This is a genomic window from Mesorhizobium sp. Cs1321R2N1, from assembly GCF_037179725.1.
Taxonomy (GTDB): Bacteria; Pseudomonadota; Alphaproteobacteria; order Rhizobiales; family Rhizobiaceae; genus Mesorhizobium; species Mesorhizobium salmacidum.
Genome location: NZ_JAPYKP010000012.1, coordinates 25,618 through 41,151, shown reverse-complemented (window position 1 = coordinate 41,151; position 15,534 = coordinate 25,618). Strand labels below are relative to the sequence as shown.

The window sequence follows — 15,534 nt, the reverse complement described above, 5'->3', positions numbered from 1 at the left end:
TTCTACCGCCCCCGCGACAGGCTGCCCAATATTCCGCGCACGATCGCACGTCCGACCGAAGAGCCGACCGAGCGCACGACCGACTTGATCGCCGCTTCCGCCACCGTCTGGCGGTTGGAGGGCCGCGGCGCAGGCGCGCGCCTGCCGCCGGACTGCGGTGCGGGATCGTCATTGCCGAAACCCGGAATGGTCCAGCGCGAGCCGCCGGTGCCTGCCTGCTGCGCCTGCGCCTCGGCGTCCTGCGCCTCCTTGGCCTTCTTCTGCAGCATCTCGAAAGCCGACTCGCGGTCGATGACCTGGTCGTACTGGCCGGTGACCGGGCTTTCCCCGATCAGCTTCTGCCGCTCGGCGGGGGTGATGGGTCCAAGCCGCGACGACGGCGGACGGATCAGCGTGCGCTGGACCATGGACGGAATGCCCTTGGCCTCCAGCGTCGAAACCAGCGCCTCGCCGGTGGCGAGCTGGGTGATGGCGGTGGCGCAGTCGAAGTCCGGATTGGGCCGGAAAGTTTCGGCCGCCGTCCTCACCGCCTGCTGCTCGCGCGGCGTGTAGGCGCGCAGCGCGTGCTGCACGCGGTTGCCGAGTTGGGCCAGGACCTTTTCGGGGATATCCAAAGGGTTCTGCGTGACGAAATAGACGCCGACGCCCTTGGAGCGGATCAGGCGGACCACTTGCTCGACCCGGTCGATCAGCACCTTCGGCGCCTCGTCGAATAAGAGGTGCGCCTCGTCGAAGAAGAACACCAGCTTCGGCTTGTCGGGGTCGCCGACTTCGGGCAGTTCCTCGAACAGCTCCGACATCAGCCAAAGCAGGAACGTCGCGTAGAGGCGCGGATTCATCATCAGCTTGTCGGCGGCGAGCACGCTGATGGCACCGCGACCGTCACGCGTGGTGCGCATGATGTCGGCAATCCGCAAAGCCGGCTCGCCGAAGAAATTCGCCGCGCCTTGCTGCTCCAGCACCAGCAGCGTGCGCTGAATGGCCCCTACCGATGGCTTGGTGACGTTGCCGTAACGGGCGCTGATCTCTTCGGCGCGTTCGGCGATGTTGGCGAGCAGCGCCTGCAGGTCTTTCATGTCGAGCAGCAGCAGGCCTTCCTCATCGGCGATGCGGAAGGCGATGTTCATGATGCCTTCCTGAGCGTCGGTCAGGTTCATCAGCCGCGACAGGAGCAGCGGTCCCATTTCCGAAATGGTCGCGCGGATGGGGTGGCCCTGCTCGCCGAACAGGTCCCAGAAGATGACCGGAAATTCCTGGAAGTCGTAAGGGTCGAGCTTGACCTGTTCTGCCCGCTTGACAAGAAAATCCTGGGCGGTGCCCATCATGGCGATGCCGGAAAGGTCGCCCTTGATGTCGGCGCAGAATACCGGCACGCCGGCATTCGAAAAACCTTCGGCCAGGATCTGCAAGCTGACAGTCTTGCCGGTACCGGTGGCGCCGGTCACCAGGCCGTGGCGGTTGCCGTATTGCAGCAGCAGATTTTCGGCGCGCTGATAGCTGTCGTCGGGCTTGCGGCTGGCGCCGATGAAAATACTGGTATCGTCAGCCATATGTCGGTTCTCCGCAAACTGATGTGTCTAAGGCCAGCCTTTGTCCGAAGGTATAGTGAGGCCGTTGCATAGCGACAATGACAATTGTCCAAAGCGAGGCCAATCATCCAATCAGGGCTATCGTCCAATCAGGGCCAATCGTCCAAACCGGACCAATCGCCAGGAGTGGATTTTGGAACTTGCGAATTTCGATGGTGTTTGGCAATCGTCCATGGTCGGTCCACGCAAGCCAACCTATATCAGGTGGATCGAATATCTGGTGGTGGGATTCAGGCCTTGGATGCGCATTGCGATAACCGTCCGGGGACCGTAGACTGGGCTGCCCGGGCTGGTGCGGCCACATAGAACGAGGACGATGAATGGGCGCCGGAGCCTTGACCAGGGATGTTGAGCCAACGGATGCGCAGCGTCAGCAATGGCTGGCCTTGGCGGAAAAAGCGCTGGCCGGCGCATCCTTTGAGGAAAAGCTGGTCTCGCACACCGACGACAACATCCGCGTCGAGCCGCTCTATGATCGCGCGACCGGAACGGAACCGATCGTGCGCGCCAATCCTCAATTGCCCTGGATCGTCAGCCAGCGCGTCGACGACCCCGATGTCGATCGCGCCAAGACCCAGGTCCTGGAAGATATCTCGCAGGGCGCGACGGGACTGTCGCTCGTCTTCGAGGGTGCTCCGAACGCGTTCGGCTACGGCCTGCCGAGGACGGCGCAGGCACTGGAGACGGTACTAGAGGGCGTACCCCTCAACCGGGTCCAGATCCGCATCGATACCCACCCGTGGAGCCGCCCCATGGCCGACTGGCTGGTGGCGTTCCTGAGCAAGCGCCGCTCCGATCCGGCAAAGCTCAACCTTTCCTTCGGCATCGATCCGGCGGCTATCCTCGCCGGCACCGGACGACTGCGCATGTCGATCGAGGCGCTGCAGGAATCGATGCCGCAATCGCTGGCGCATTTCTTCTCGATGGGCGTCCCCGGTGTGCTTCTGGAGGCGGACGGTCGCGTCTTTCACAATGCCGGCGCCACGGAAGCGCAGGAACTCGGCATCATGCTGGCTTCGGCGGTTTCGTATCTGAGGATGTTCGAGAAGGCGCGGCAGCCGCTCGTCTATGCCGCGCCTCATATCGGTTTCGCGCTCAGCGTCGACCAGGACCAGTTCCTGTCTACGGCCAAAGTGCGGGCCCTGCGCAGGCTGTGGGCACGGGTGCAGGAGGCCTGCTCGATCCCCAATTCCACGGCCAATATCCATGCCGAGACATCATTTCGCATGATGACGGCATTGGACCCCGAAAACAACATCCTGCGCACGACGATCGGCTGCTTCGCCGCGGCGGCGGGAGGCGCCGATTCGATCTCAATCCTGCCGCATACGATCGCGCACGGCCTGCCGACGGCTTTTGCCCGCCGCGTCGCGCGTAATGCGCAACTGATCATGGCCAAAGAAAGCCATGTCGATCATGTCGCCGATCCCGCCCATGGCTCCGGCGCGGTCGAAGCGCTGACGTCAGATCTTTGCGAAGCAGCATGGGCGGAATTGCAGGGGATCGAGGCAGAGGGTGGCGTGCTGTCCAGCCTTCGGGACGGACATATCCAGCAGCGCGTCCGCACTGCCGCCGCCCAGCGCGGCATTGCCTTCAAGTCAGGCGAGCGGGCCATTGTCGGCGCCACGCTTCATCCCTTGAAAAGCGAGCGTCCGGTCGAGACGCTGGACGCAGAGCGGCGACCTGCCTTCACCGAGGGTGTCGTCCTGTGCGAGGCACTGTCGCCGGTTCGCATCGAGCAATCCATCGGGGCCGCTTCTTGATTCCGGATTTCAGTCAGATCGGCTGGGTGCCGCCGCGCCGCGCACCGGTCGAGGTCAAGGGACAGCGGACGACGCCGGAAGGTCTTGTCGTCAAGCAGTTGTACAACCAGGGCGACCTCAAAGGATTGCCGCATCTCGATACCTATCCAGGCCTGGCGCCGTTCGTGCGCGGCCCCTACCCGACCATGTATGTCCAGCAGCCTTGGACGATCCGGCAATATGCAGGCTTTTCGACCGCCGAAGAGTCCAACGCCTTTTACCGGCGCAACCTTGCCGCCGGCCAGAAAGGTCTTTCGGTTGCCTTCGATCTGGCCACCCATCGCGGCTATGATTCAGACCATCCGCGCGTGGCCGGCGATGTCGGCATGGCGGGTGTGGCCATCGATTCCATCCTCGACATGCGGCAGTTGTTCGACGGCATTCCGCTCGGCGACATGACCGTGTCGATGACGATGAATGGCGCGGTGCTGCCGATCATGGCGCTCTACATCGTGGCGGCGGAAGAACAAGGCGTCGCGCAGAAGGATCTGGCGGGGACCATTCAGAACGACATCCTGAAGGAATTCATGGTCCGCAACACCTACATCTATCCGCCGAAGCCCTCGATGCGGATCGTCTCGGACATCTTCTCCTACACCTCGAAGAACATGCCGAAGTTCAATTCGATATCGATCTCCGGCTATCACATGCAGGAGGCCGGCGCGACCGCCGACCTGGAGCTCGCCTATACGATCGCCGACGGCATCGAATACGCCCGCGCCGGCGTCGCGGCAGGGCTCGACATCGACCGTTTCGCGCCGCGCCTTTCCTTCTTCTGGGCGATCGGCATGAACTTCTTCATGGAAGTGGCCAAGCTCAGGGCCGCCCGCCTGTTGTGGGCGACCCTGATGAAAAAGAATTTCGCGCCGAAGGACGAACGGTCACTGTCCCTGCGCACCCATTGCCAGACCTCCGGCTGGTCGCTGACGGCGCAGGATCCCTACAACAACATCATCCGCACCATGATCGAAGCGATGGCCGCGACCCAAGGGCATACCCAGTCGCTGCACACCAATTCCTTCGATGAAGCAATGGCGCTGCCGACCGATCATTCGGCGCGCATCGCCCGCAACACGCAACTCATCCTGCAGAAAGAATCCGGCACCACGCGGATCATCGATCCGTGGGGCGGTTCGGCCTATCTCGAGCGGCTGACACATGACCTGGCGGCGCGTGCGCTCGCCCATATCGAGGAGGTCGAGGCTCTCGGTGGCATGGCGGCGGCGATCGAAAAGGGCATACCCAAGCTGCGCATCGAGGAAGCCGCGGCGCGTACGCAGGCGCGCATCGATTCCGGCGAGCAGATGCTGGTCGGCGTCAATGCGCATCGCCCCGGGACCGATATCGAGGTCGACGTGCTGAAGATCGACAATGCCGAGGTCAGGGCCCGGCAACTCTCGAAGCTGCAACGGCTGAAAGGCACGCGTGACGTCGCCGCGGTCGAAAACGCGCTCGATGCGCTGACCCGTGCCGCCCAAGGCGAGGACAACCTGCTGGAGTTCGCCATCCGCGCCGCGCGCGCCAATGCCACTGTCGGTGAAATCTCGTTCGCCTTGGAAAGGGCTTATGGCCGCCATGTGGCCACGGTGCAGACCATTTCCGGTGTCTACCGCAAGGCGCTTGGCGACAATCCGGTGGTCAACCGGCTGCAGGACAAGCTTGATGCCTTCGAAAAGAAAAACGGCGGCAAGCCGCGCATTCTCGTGGCCAAAATGGGACAGGACGGCCACGACCGCGGGCAGAAGGTGATCGCCACGGCCTTCGCCGATCTCGGCTTCGACATCACCGTCGGCGCCATGTTCCAGACGCCGGAAGAGATCGCCAGGCTGGCGATCCAGCATGACGTCCACGTCATCGGCGCCTCATCGCTGGCAGCGGGCCACCTGACGCTGATTCCCGAATTGCGCGACACGCTGAAGAAGCTCGGCCGCGGCGACATGCTGATCGTGGCCGGCGGCGTCATCCCGCCGCAGGATTACGGCGCGGTGCTGCGAGCAGGCGCGGCGGAAATCTTCCCGCCGGGCACGGTTATTCCGGAAGCGGCGGAGCGGCTGCTGGATCGGCTGCTGGCGGCAGGTCGATAGCGTTATAATTTCTGTTGCAACATCCAGCGTGCTGCGTTATAATTAGCGTTGCAACAGGACGTTTTCATATGAACACCACAATTCGCAAGATTGGCAATTCGGAGGGTGTGATCCTGCCGAAGGACCTGCTCGATCGTCTGAATTTGAAGACCGGTGATCAGCTCCAAATCGTCGAAACGGATAAGGGAATTGCCCTTGAGCCGGTGGATGACAGTTTCGAGCGGCAGATGGAAGCCGCTCGTAAGGTCATGAACAAATACAAGGTCGCGCTTCAGAAGCTCGCGGAATGAGCTGGGAATTCCTGACCCGGCGCGCAGTCGAAGCCATGCATGCCGAGCAATTGCGCAGGCACGGCGGAGCACAAGGTCTGAGAGATGAAAATGCTCTTGAATCGGCGCTCGCCCGGGCCGAGAACAAGGCCAACTACGGAGATCCTTTAGTCGAGGATCTTGCCGCCGCCTATGTCTTCGGCATTGCCAGGAATCATGCCTTTGTCGACGGCAACAAACGGACAGCGATCGTCGCCGCCGGCGCATTTTTGATCGTGAACGGCCATGTCCTGACGGCCGACAACGGCACGCTTTACGAATTTGTCATGGCCGTCGCTGCCGGTGAGATCGACGAAGCGGGTGCCGCCGCATTCTTCCGCGACCATGTCGTCAAGCTTGAAGACTAACTCTCCGAGAGCTTGACGATCTCCCACTCCTTGCCGTTGACGTTGGCCACGTCGCCGACCTTCTTGCCAAACAAGGCGACCGCCATCGGCGAGACATGCGAGATGCTGCCCTTGGCTGGATTGGCTTCGTCCTCGCCGACGATCTTCCAGTGCACCTTCTTGCCGTCGTCACTTTCCAGCGTGACACCCATGCCGAAGCGGATAACATCGCTGCCGGGCTCCGGCACGGAAAGCTCGGCACTCTCGCGCCGCGCGGTCCAGTAGCGCAGGTCGCGCGACACGACCGCAATGCGCTCGCGGTCGGCTTTCCGCTCCGCTTTCGCCATGATATCGCGCAGATCGGCCAGATTGTCCTCGATCTGCGCCAGGCCGCGTTCCGTCACCAGGTTACGGTGCGTGCTGATCGGCCGCTCGCCAACGCCGGCGATGGCGTTTTCGCTGTCTTCTTCGCGGGTAAAAGCTCTGCTCATTCGCTGAACTTAGGCGCCGAGTGGCTTCTCGGCAAGCGTTGCCGCTGAGAGAAGAGGCGTGTCGAACGGGGCGAGCCGGTGACAGTTGACCTCACCCAGACCGGCAGCAGCGGCTATGCGCACCTGACCGCCGAGCGCAACCGCGTCAGCTGATTGCTGCTTTCAATTCAAGGCCGGCGTCGGCCTCAGCGCCCCGACCTTGGCGCCAATCCGGCTTTCGATAGGCACGTTCGCCAGTTCGAGCAGCTTCGCCGCCAAGGCTTCATCCGCCCGCAGCAGCCTGGCGAGTACCGCGGCTGCGATTGCGTCGCCGGCGCGCCCGGCACCGTCATCGCATTTGACCGCGATACCGAGGCCGAGTTGCGGAATTGCGGCACAGTGGACGCCCTCGGCTCCCCCCTTCGCAAAAATTCGCCCGGGAGCGGCTTCCATCAGCAACAGGTCCGCACGGCCTGTGCCCGCGACGAAGAACGGCTCCGCCATGCAGGCGGAGAGCAGGCGCTTCGCGGCCTTCGCCCGCGCTGGGCCAAAGCCGTGGGCCGTGGCCATGCGGGCAAAGCCAAGCGCGAAACTCCTGAGCGGTACCGCATAGGTCGGGATCGAGCAGCCGTCGATCGCGCGTTCGTCGGGGCCGTGGACAGCGCCGGTGACTGCCTGCATGGCACCGCGCACCATTTCCTGCAAGGCGTGATCCGGCCTCACATAGCCGCGATGGGCGATGCCTGAATGGACGCAGGTGCAGAGGAAGCCGGAATGCTTGCCGGAACAATTATTATGCAGCGCATTTGGTGAACCGCCGGCACGCGCGAGCGCAATCTCCGCGTCATGGTTCGAAGGCCAATGGGTCCCGCATTCGAGCGCCGACCCGTCCAGCCCAGCCCTGGCCAGCATGGACCGCGCCAATTCGACATGCGCCGGCTCGCCGGAATGGGAGGCACAGGCCAGCGCCAGTTCGCGGTCGCCGAAGCCATAGGCATCGGCGGCACCCGTTTCGACAAGCGGCAGCGCCTGGATCGCCTTGACGGCGGAACGCGGAAAGACCGGCTTCGACGTGTCGCCGATCTCCAGGACCGGCTTGCCATCGGCATCGAAGACAGCGACCGCGCCCCGATGGGCGCTCTCGACAATGGCGCCGCGCAAAACCTCGATCAGAACCGGATTTGTCATGTCACCTCCCGCAAAATCAAAGTGTTACAGCGTCGTTTGCGCGCCCCAAACGGCGCGCGGCGCTGTAATGCGGGCGGTCTATCTGATCCGGTCGAGAATGGAAACGTAGTTGGCGACGGCCGCACCGCCCATGTTGAAGATACCGCCGAGTTTCGCGCCCGGCACCTGGATGTCGCCGGCTTCGCCGACAAGCTGCATGGCGGTCAAGACATGCATCGAAACGCCGGTGGCGCCGATCGGATGGCCCTTGGCCTTCAGGCCGCCTGAGGGATTGACCGGCAGGCGGCCGTCTTTTGCCGTTGTGCCATCCAGCGCCAACTTGGCGCCCTCACCCGGCTTCGCCAGTCCCATCGCCTCATATTCGATCAGTTCGGCGATGGTGAAGCAGTCATGCGTTTCGACGAAGGAGAGATCGTCGAGTGTCACGCCGGCGTTCTTCAGTGCACGGGTCCAGGCCTGTTCGCAACCTTCGAACGTCAGGATGTCGCGCTTCGACATCGGCAGGAAATCCTGCACATGCTCGTTGGCACGGAAGGCGACGGCGCGGCGCATCTTCAGCGCCGTCGCCGTGTCGGCAAGGATAAGGGCGGCGGCGCCGTCGGAAACCAGCGAACAGTCGGTGCGCTTCAGCGGACCAGCGACAAAGGGATTCTTTTCGCTCTCCTGCCGGCAGAAGTCATAGCCGAAATCCTTGCGCATCTGGGCATACGGATTGTCGACGCCGTTCTTGTGGTTCTTGGCGGCGATCATGGCGAGCGCATCCGACTGATCGCCATAGCGCTGGAAATAGGCCTGCGCGATCTTGCCGAAGACGCCCGCAAAACCGGCCGGCGTGTCGCCGTCCTCGGGCAGATAGGACGCCTTGAGCAGGTTCTTGCCGATCTCTGGCCCGGGCGTGGTCGTCATCTGCTCGGCGCCGACCACCAGAACGACCCGGGCAGCGTTTGAGTCGATGGCCCGGATGCCTTGCCTGACCGCTGCCGAGCCGGTAGCGCAAGCATTCTCGACCCGTGTCGCCGGCTTGAAGCGCAGCCGGTCATCGGCCTGAAGCACCAGGCTTGCCGTAAAATCCTGCGCCGAAAAGCCGGCGTTGAAATGGCCAAGCACGATCTCGTCGACCTCGTCCGGGCCGATGCCGGCATGATCGAGCGCGTCCGTCGCGACCTTGACGATCAGATTTTCGAGCGTCTCGCCCTCAAGCTTGCCGAAACGCGAATGCGCCCAGCCAACGATGCATGCGGTCATGGCGGTCTCCATCCTTGGCGCCAGCCTCGTCCAAGGCTTCGCCGTTTATTGTTCAAATATAAACATTCTTCCCCGAACCGTGAAGGGCCGCAACGCAACAATCGCTTGGTGCAGGTCGCGTCAGCGTCGATATTTTTATTGATTGACGCGTCAATAAAAAATAATCTACGTACAAAATCGGTAACGACATGCCAAAAGTCGGAATGGAGCCATTGCGCCGTAAGGCGCTCATCGACGCGACGATCTCGGCGATCGGTCAGCGCGGCTCGCTTGACGTGACCATGTCGGAGATTGCCGGCCGCGCCGGTGTGTCATCGGCTCTTGCCCATCACTATTTCGGCGCCAAGGATGAGCTGCTGTTCGCGACGATGCGGCACATCCTGGCTGAACTGACCACCGACATGCGCCGCGCGCTCCAATCCACCACTTCCCCGCGCGAGCGCGTCTCGGCCGTGGTCGCCGTCAATTTTTCCGACATCCAGTTCAAGGCGGAGACCATCGCCGCATGGCTCGCCTTCTATGTCGAGGCGCAGCAATCGTCCTCGCTTCGCCGGCTGCTCAGAATCTACGCCCGGCGGCTGCATTCGAACCTGATGAGCGGATTGACCGGTATCCTGCCCAAGATCGAAGCCGACCGCGCCGCGGAAACGACGGCTGCGATGATCGACGGGCTCTACATCAGGCGCGCGCTGAAGGACGGCGTGCCCGACGCCGCGACCGCGATCGCGCTGGTCGAGGATTATCTCGAAACCAAACTTGGCGGACGGCACAAACAGTGACAGCGAAGCGACCTAATTTCCTGATCGTCATGGTCGACCAGCTCAACGGGACCTTTTTCCCGGATGGGCCGGCGGAATTCCTGCACACGCCCCATCTGAAAGCGCTGGCGCCTCGTTCGGCGCGCTTTGCCAACAACTACACCGCCTCGCCGCTCTGCGCGCCGGGCCGTGCGTCGTTCATGAGCGGCCAGTTGCCGTCACGCACCGGGGTCTATGACAATGCGGCCGAGTTCGCCTCGTCGATCCCGACCTTCGCCCATCATCTGCGTGCCGCCGGCTACTATACCTGCCTGTCGGGCAAGATGCATTTCGTCGGACCGGATCAGTTGCACGGTTTCGAGGAGCGGCTGACCACCGACATCTATCCGGCGGATTTCGGCTGGACGCCGGACTACCGCAAACCCGGCGAGCGCATCGAATGGTGGTATCACAATCTGGGTTCGGTGACCGGCGCCGGCGTTGCGGAAACCACCAACCAGATGGAGTATGACGACGAGGTCGTGTTCCTCGCGTCGCAGAAGCTCTATCAGCTTTCACGCGAACAGGACGATGCGGGCCATCGGCCCTGGTGCCTCACCGTCTCGCTGTCGCACCCGCACGATCCCTATGTCGCGCGCAAGCAGTATTGGGATCTCTATGAGCATTGCCAGGCGCTGGACCCGGAAACCGGGTACATCGCGCATGACGACCAGGATATGCATTCCCAGCGGCTGTACCACGCCAGCGACTATCCCTCTTTCAAGATCACGCCCGAGCAGGTGCGTCGTTCGCGGCGCGGCTATTTCGCCAACATCTCCTATGTCGACGACAAGGTCGGCGAGCTCCTGGACATTCTCACGCGAACGCGCATGCTCGACGACACGATCATCCTGTTCTGTTCGGATCACGGCGACATGCTCGGCGAGCGAGGCCTGTGGTTCAAGATGAGCTTCTTCGAAGGCTCGGCGCGGGTGCCATTGATGATTGCCGGCAAGGGCATTCGTGCCGGCCTGATCGAGGCGCCCGTCTCCAATCTCGACGTGGCACCAACGCTTTGTGACCTCGCCGGCATTGATATCGGGGCGATCGCGCCGTGGACCGGTGGCCAGTCGCTGCTGCCGCTCACCAAGGGCGGGCAGCGCACGGCACCGGTATTGATCGAGTATGCCGCGGAAGGCTCCTATGCGCCGTTGGTTGCAATCCGCGACGGCAGATACAAATTCGTTCATTGCGAACTCGATCCGCCGCAATTGTTCGATCTCGAAGCCGATCCGCTCGAGCGGGACAATCTGGCCGACGACCCGGCCAATGCGGGTCTTGTGGCGGCATTCATGGAAAAGGTGCGGGCGCGTTGGGACATGGCCGGCTTCGACGCCGCCGTGCGCGAGAGCCAGGCACGTCGCTGGGTCGTCTATCCGGCGCTGCGCAACGGCGCCTATTACCCCTGGGATTTCCAGCCGCTGCAGAAGGCGTCCGAGCGGTACATGCGCAATCACATGAACCTCGACAATCTCGAAGAGAGCAAAAGGTATCCGCGAGGCGAATGATGGCAGACCTTCTCGTCCCCTCCCTCGACCATCTCAGACAGGCTTATGCCGTCACCTCCCAGGCGACGCAGGTCACGCCACTGCTGGAATCGACGGCGCTGGCCAGGGAAACCGGCGCGGCCCGGATCTTCATCAAGCCGGAATCGCTGCAATGGGCCGGATCCTTCAAGGTTCGCGGCGCCTATTGGCGGCTGAAGCGGCTTTCGTCCGATGAGGCGAAGAAGGGCGTCGTCGCCTATTCCTCCGGCAATTTCGCGCAAGGGCTGGCCGCGGCCGGCCAGGCGCTCGGCATTCCGGTCACCATTGTCATGCCGATCGATGCGCCGGCTGCCAAGCGGGACGCCACCGCAGGCTATGGCACGCGCCTCGTACTGACCGATCATGGCGATCGGGCTCGCGAGGAAGTCGCGGCCGCAAAGGCGCGCGAGATCGCGGAGACCGAAGATCTGGCCCTGCTGCATCCTTTCGACGATCCGGAGATCGTCGCCGGCCAGGCGGGTGCCGGCCTTGAAGCGCTCGACCAGTTGTCCGCCAAGGACGCCAGCGCCGACCTGTTGTTCTGCTCGGTCGGCGGCGGTGGGCTGATCGGCGGCGTTTCGCTCGCCTTCCACTATCTGTCGCCGGCGACCGGGATCATCGGCGTCGAGCCCGAAGGGTTCAACGGCATGGGTTCCTCGCTGGCGCATGGCAGCATCGAGACGATGCCGATCGGACCAAAGTCGATCTGCGACGGGCTGATGTCGCGCCGGCCAGGCGACGCGCCGTTCGCCGCGGTCAAGACCGCGGGTGTCCGCGGCATCACCGTCGACGACCAGTCGGTGCGGCGCGCCATGCGGATCGCTTTCGAGCGGATGAAGCTGGTGCTGGAACCGTCGGGTGCGGCGTCGTTGGCGGCACTGCTCGGCGGCAAAGTGGATGTGGCGGGAAAGACCGTCCTTGTAGTGGCTACCGGCGGCAATGTTTCGCTCGCCGATTTTATGGCGCATATGAACCATGCTTGAAGCGGATTTCGTCATCATCGGCTCCGGCTCCGCCGGCTCGGCCATGGCCTATCGCCTGTCTGAGGACGGCAAGCATTCGGTCATCGTCATCGAATTCGGCGGCACCGATCTCGGACCTCTGATCCAGATGCCGTCGGCGCTGTCGATCCCGCTCAACATGAGCCTCTACGACTGGGGGTTCGCCAGTGAGCCGGAGCCGCATCTGGGCGGCCGCGTGCTGGCGACGCCGCGCGGTAAGGTGATCGGCGGCTCGTCCTCGATCAACGGCATGGTCTATGTGCGCGGCCACGCCCGTGACTTCGACCATTGGGCAGAACAGGGCGCCGCCGGCTGGGGTTTTGCTGACGTGCTCCCCTACTTCAAGCGCATGGAGGATTCGGACGGTGGCGAGGATGGCTGGCGCGGGCATGGTGGGCCGCTGCATGTGCAGCGCGGCTCGCGCCGCAATCCGCTCTATGGCGCCTTCGTCGAAGCGGGCCTCCAGGCAGGGTTTGAACTGACCCACGACTACAATGGCGCCAAGCAGGAAGGCTTCGGCCCGATGGAGCAGACCATTCTGGGCGGCCGCCGCTGGTCGGCGGCATCAGCCTATCTGAAGCCGGCGCTCAGGCGCAAAAACGTGAGTCTGGTCAAGGGTTTCGCGCGCCGGGTGATCATCGAGAATCAACGCGCCATCGGCGTCGAGATCGAAGCTCACAAACAGATTCAGGTCGTTAAGGCGCGACGCGAAGTGATCGTCGCGGCATCGTCGATCAATTCGCCAAAGATCCTGATGCTGTCCGGCATCGGCCCGGCCGGGCATTTGCGCGAAAACGGCATTGCCGTCGTGGCAGACCGGCCCGGCGTCGGCGGCAACCTGCAGGACCATCTGGAGCTCTATATCCAGCAGGAATCGACCAGACCGATCACGCTGAATTCAGTGCTGAACCCGTTCTCCAAGGCGATGATCGGGGCGCAATGGCTGTTCTTCAAGTCGGGCCTGGGCGCCACCAATCATTTCGAGGCCGCCGCCTTCGTGCGCTCACAGGCTGGCGTCGACTATCCCGACATCCAGTACCACTTCATCCCGGCGGCGGTTCGCTACGACGGCAAGGCGGCGGCGAAGTCGCACGGGTTCCAGGCGCATGTCGGGCCGATGCGCTCGAAGTCGCGCGGCTCGGTGACGCTGCGCTCGCCGGACCCAAAAGCGAAGCCGGTCATCCGCTTCAACTACATGTCGCATCCGGACGACTGGGCGGAGTTCCGCCACTGCATCCGCCTGACCCGCGAAATCTTCGGCCAGTCGGCCTTCGATGCCTATCGCGGACAGGAACTCTCGCCGGGCAGCCATGTGCAGTCGGATGACGATCTCGACCTGTTCATTCGCGACCACGCCGAAAGCGCCTATCACCCCTGCGGCACCTGCCGAATGGGCCGCGTCGATGATCAATCGAGCGTCGTCGATCCGGAATGCCGGGTCATCGGCGTCGACGGATTGCGGGTCGCCGACTCCTCGATCTTCCCGCGCGTGACCAACGGCAACCTCAATGCGCCATCGATCATGACCGGAGAGAAGGCGTCCGATCACATCCTTGGCCGTACGCCGCTCGCGCCGTCCAACCAGGAACCATGGATCAATCCGCGCTGGCAGGCCTCTGACAGATAGGCCATGATCCGCCGATAGAGTGAGCCGCCCGACAGCCGCCCGCCCAATAGCCGACGCGTAGGGCCGAAATGATTTGGAGACCTCCCATGCGCGCCCAGCCCACGGCTTCGCACTATGTCAACGGACGCTATATCGAGGACGACCGCGGCGCGCCGCTGCCGGTGATCTATCCCGCGACAGGCGAGACCATCGCCATGCTGCGTTCGGCGACGCCGAACGTGCTGGAACTCGCCATCGAGGCCGCACGCGCCGCACAGCCTGCCTGGGCGCGGCTTAAGCCGGTCGAGCGTGGCCGCATTCTGCGCCGTGCCGCCGACATTTTGCGCGCCCGCAACGCCGATCTTGCGCGCATCGAGACGCTCGACACCGGGAAGGCAATCCAGGAGACGCTGGTGGCGGACGCCCCTTCGGCAGCCGATTGCCTCGAATATTTCGCCGGCGCGGTCGCCGTCTTCAACGGCGAAGCGGTCGACCTCGGCGGACCCTTCGCCTACACGCGCCGCGAGGCGCTTGGCGTCTGCGTCGGCATCGGCGCATGGAATTATCCGATCCAGATCGCCGGCTGGAAATCGGCGCCGGCGCTCGCCATGGGCAACGCCATGGTATTCAAGCCATCGGAAAACACGCCGCTTTCGGCACTGGCGCTGGCCGAGATCTACTCTGAGGCCGGCCTGCCCGACGGGCTGTTCAACGTCGTGCAAGGCTATGGCGATGTCGGCGCCGGGCTTGTCGGCCATGATGTCGTCGCCAAGGTCTCGGTGACGGGCTCGGTGCCGACCGGGCGCAAGGTGCTCTCGCTGGCCGGCTCGAAGATGAAGCACGCGACGATGGAACTCGGCGGCAAGTCGCCGCTGATCGTCTTCGACGATGCCGATCTCGAAAATGCCATTGGCGGCGCCATGCTCGGCAACTTCTATTCGACCGGCCAGATCTGTTCCAACGGCACGCGCGTCTTCGTCCAGAGCGGCATTCACGACCACTTTGTCGAGCGGCTGGTCGAACGCACCAAGAAAATTCGCATCGGCGATCCGCTCGATCCGGAAACGCAGATGGGGCCACTGGTCTCCAAGGCGCAGCAAGACAAGGTCGTCGGCTATATCGCGGCCGGCAAGCAGGATGGGGCGACGCCGGCCTGCGGCGGCAATGTGCCGTCTCTGCAGGGCTTCCAGGGCGGCTTCTTCGTCGAGCCGACGGTGTTCACCGGCGTCACCGACACGATGCGGATCGCCCGCGAGGAGATTTTCGGCCCGGTCATGAGCGTGCTGAAATTCAACAGTGAGGACGAGGTGATCGACCGCGCCAACGACACCGAATTCGGCCTTGCCGCGGGCGTTTTCACACGCGACCTGCCGCGCGCCCATCGCGTCATCGCGGAGTTGCAGGCCGGAACCTGCTGGATCAACGCCTACAATCTGACGCCGGTGGAAATCCCCTTCGGCGGCGTCAAGCAGTCCGGCATCGGCCGCGAGAACTCGCTGGCGGCGCTGGCGCTCTATTCGCAGCTGAAGTCGGTTTATGTCGAGATGGGGGATGTCGCCAGTCCGTACTGA

The 15,534-nt window shown here is 63.4% G+C and carries 13 protein-coding genes; 9 read left to right on the top strand and 4 right to left on the bottom strand.

Going from position 1 to position 15,534, the window contains the following annotated elements; all coding sequences use genetic code 11:
• Positions 1–2: 2 nt before the first annotated feature.
• Entirely contained in the window at positions 3–1,550 is a 1,548-nt protein-coding gene (locus O7A61_RS05625; protein WP_337128913.1) for a helicase HerA-like C-terminal domain-containing protein, read from the bottom strand.
• A 359-nt stretch (positions 1,551–1,909) separates the two neighbouring features.
• Between O7A61_RS05625 and O7A61_RS05620 the strand changes: the two genes are divergently transcribed.
• From O7A61_RS05620 to O7A61_RS05605, 4 genes are all read left to right on the top strand, one after another.
• Positions 1,910–3,352, top strand: a complete 1,443-nt coding sequence (locus tag O7A61_RS05620; RefSeq protein ID WP_337128912.1) for a methylmalonyl-CoA mutase subunit beta — start codon at positions 1,910–1,912, stop codon at positions 3,350–3,352.
• The gene (gene scpA, locus O7A61_RS05615; RefSeq protein WP_337128911.1) at positions 3,349–5,475 is read left to right on the top strand and encodes a methylmalonyl-CoA mutase; all 2,127 of its coding nucleotides are present in this window, start codon (positions 3,349–3,351) and stop codon (positions 5,473–5,475) included. The genes O7A61_RS05620 and scpA overlap by 4 nt, the downstream gene beginning before the upstream one ends.
• A 68-nt stretch (positions 5,476–5,543) precedes the next feature.
• A complete protein-coding gene (locus O7A61_RS05610; RefSeq protein ID WP_337128910.1) occupies positions 5,544–5,765 on the top strand; it encodes an AbrB/MazE/SpoVT family DNA-binding domain-containing protein in 222 nt (73 codons plus the stop codon).
• Positions 5,762–6,151, top strand: coding sequence for a type II toxin-antitoxin system death-on-curing family toxin (locus O7A61_RS05605; protein WP_027143980.1), 390 nt, complete (start codon positions 5,762–5,764; stop codon positions 6,149–6,151). Before O7A61_RS05610 ends, O7A61_RS05605 begins: the two co-directional genes overlap by 4 nt.
• On the opposite strand, the gene greA is transcribed toward O7A61_RS05605, so the two are convergent.
• The 3 genes from greA to O7A61_RS05590 form a co-directional block, all read right to left on the bottom strand.
• Positions 6,148–6,621: a transcription elongation factor GreA gene (greA, locus tag O7A61_RS05600; RefSeq protein ID WP_337107794.1), complete on the bottom strand. Its 474-nt coding sequence runs from the start codon at positions 6,619–6,621 to the stop codon at positions 6,148–6,150. The genes O7A61_RS05605 and greA overlap by 4 nt on opposite strands.
• A 162-nt stretch (positions 6,622–6,783) precedes the next feature.
• A complete protein-coding gene (locus O7A61_RS05595; RefSeq protein WP_337128909.1) occupies positions 6,784–7,788 on the bottom strand; it encodes an asparaginase in 1,005 nt (334 codons plus the stop codon).
• Positions 7,789–7,866: 78 nt separating this feature from the next.
• Positions 7,867–9,033, bottom strand: coding sequence for an acetyl-CoA acetyltransferase (locus O7A61_RS05590; protein WP_337128908.1), 1,167 nt, complete (start codon positions 9,031–9,033; stop codon positions 7,867–7,869).
• Between the two features lie 188 nt (positions 9,034–9,221).
• On the opposite strand from O7A61_RS05590, the gene betI reads away from it, so the two are divergent.
• The 5 genes from betI to betB all read left to right on the top strand — a co-directional run bounded on the left by betI (position 9,222) and on the right by betB (position 15,534).
• Complete coding sequence (gene betI / locus O7A61_RS05585; protein WP_337128907.1) at positions 9,222–9,812, top strand: choline-binding transcriptional repressor BetI; 591 nt, start codon at positions 9,222–9,224, stop codon at positions 9,810–9,812.
• Positions 9,809–11,338, top strand: a complete 1,530-nt coding sequence (gene betC, locus O7A61_RS05580) for a choline-sulfatase (protein ID WP_337128906.1) — start codon at positions 9,809–9,811, stop codon at positions 11,336–11,338. Before betI ends, betC begins: the two co-directional genes overlap by 4 nt.
• Positions 11,335–12,339 carry a threonine/serine dehydratase gene (locus tag O7A61_RS05575; protein ID WP_337128905.1) on the top strand — a complete coding sequence of 335 codons (1,005 nt, stop codon included), beginning with the start codon at positions 11,335–11,337 and terminating at the stop codon, positions 12,337–12,339. The genes betC and O7A61_RS05575 overlap by 4 nt, the downstream gene beginning before the upstream one ends.
• Entirely contained in the window at positions 12,332–13,984 is a 1,653-nt protein-coding gene (gene betA / locus O7A61_RS05570; RefSeq protein ID WP_337128904.1) for a choline dehydrogenase, read from the top strand. The genes O7A61_RS05575 and betA overlap by 8 nt, the downstream gene beginning before the upstream one ends.
• Positions 13,985–14,070: 86 nt before the next feature.
• Positions 14,071–15,534, top strand: a complete 1,464-nt coding sequence (gene betB, locus O7A61_RS05565) for a betaine-aldehyde dehydrogenase (protein WP_337128903.1) — start codon at positions 14,071–14,073, stop codon at positions 15,532–15,534.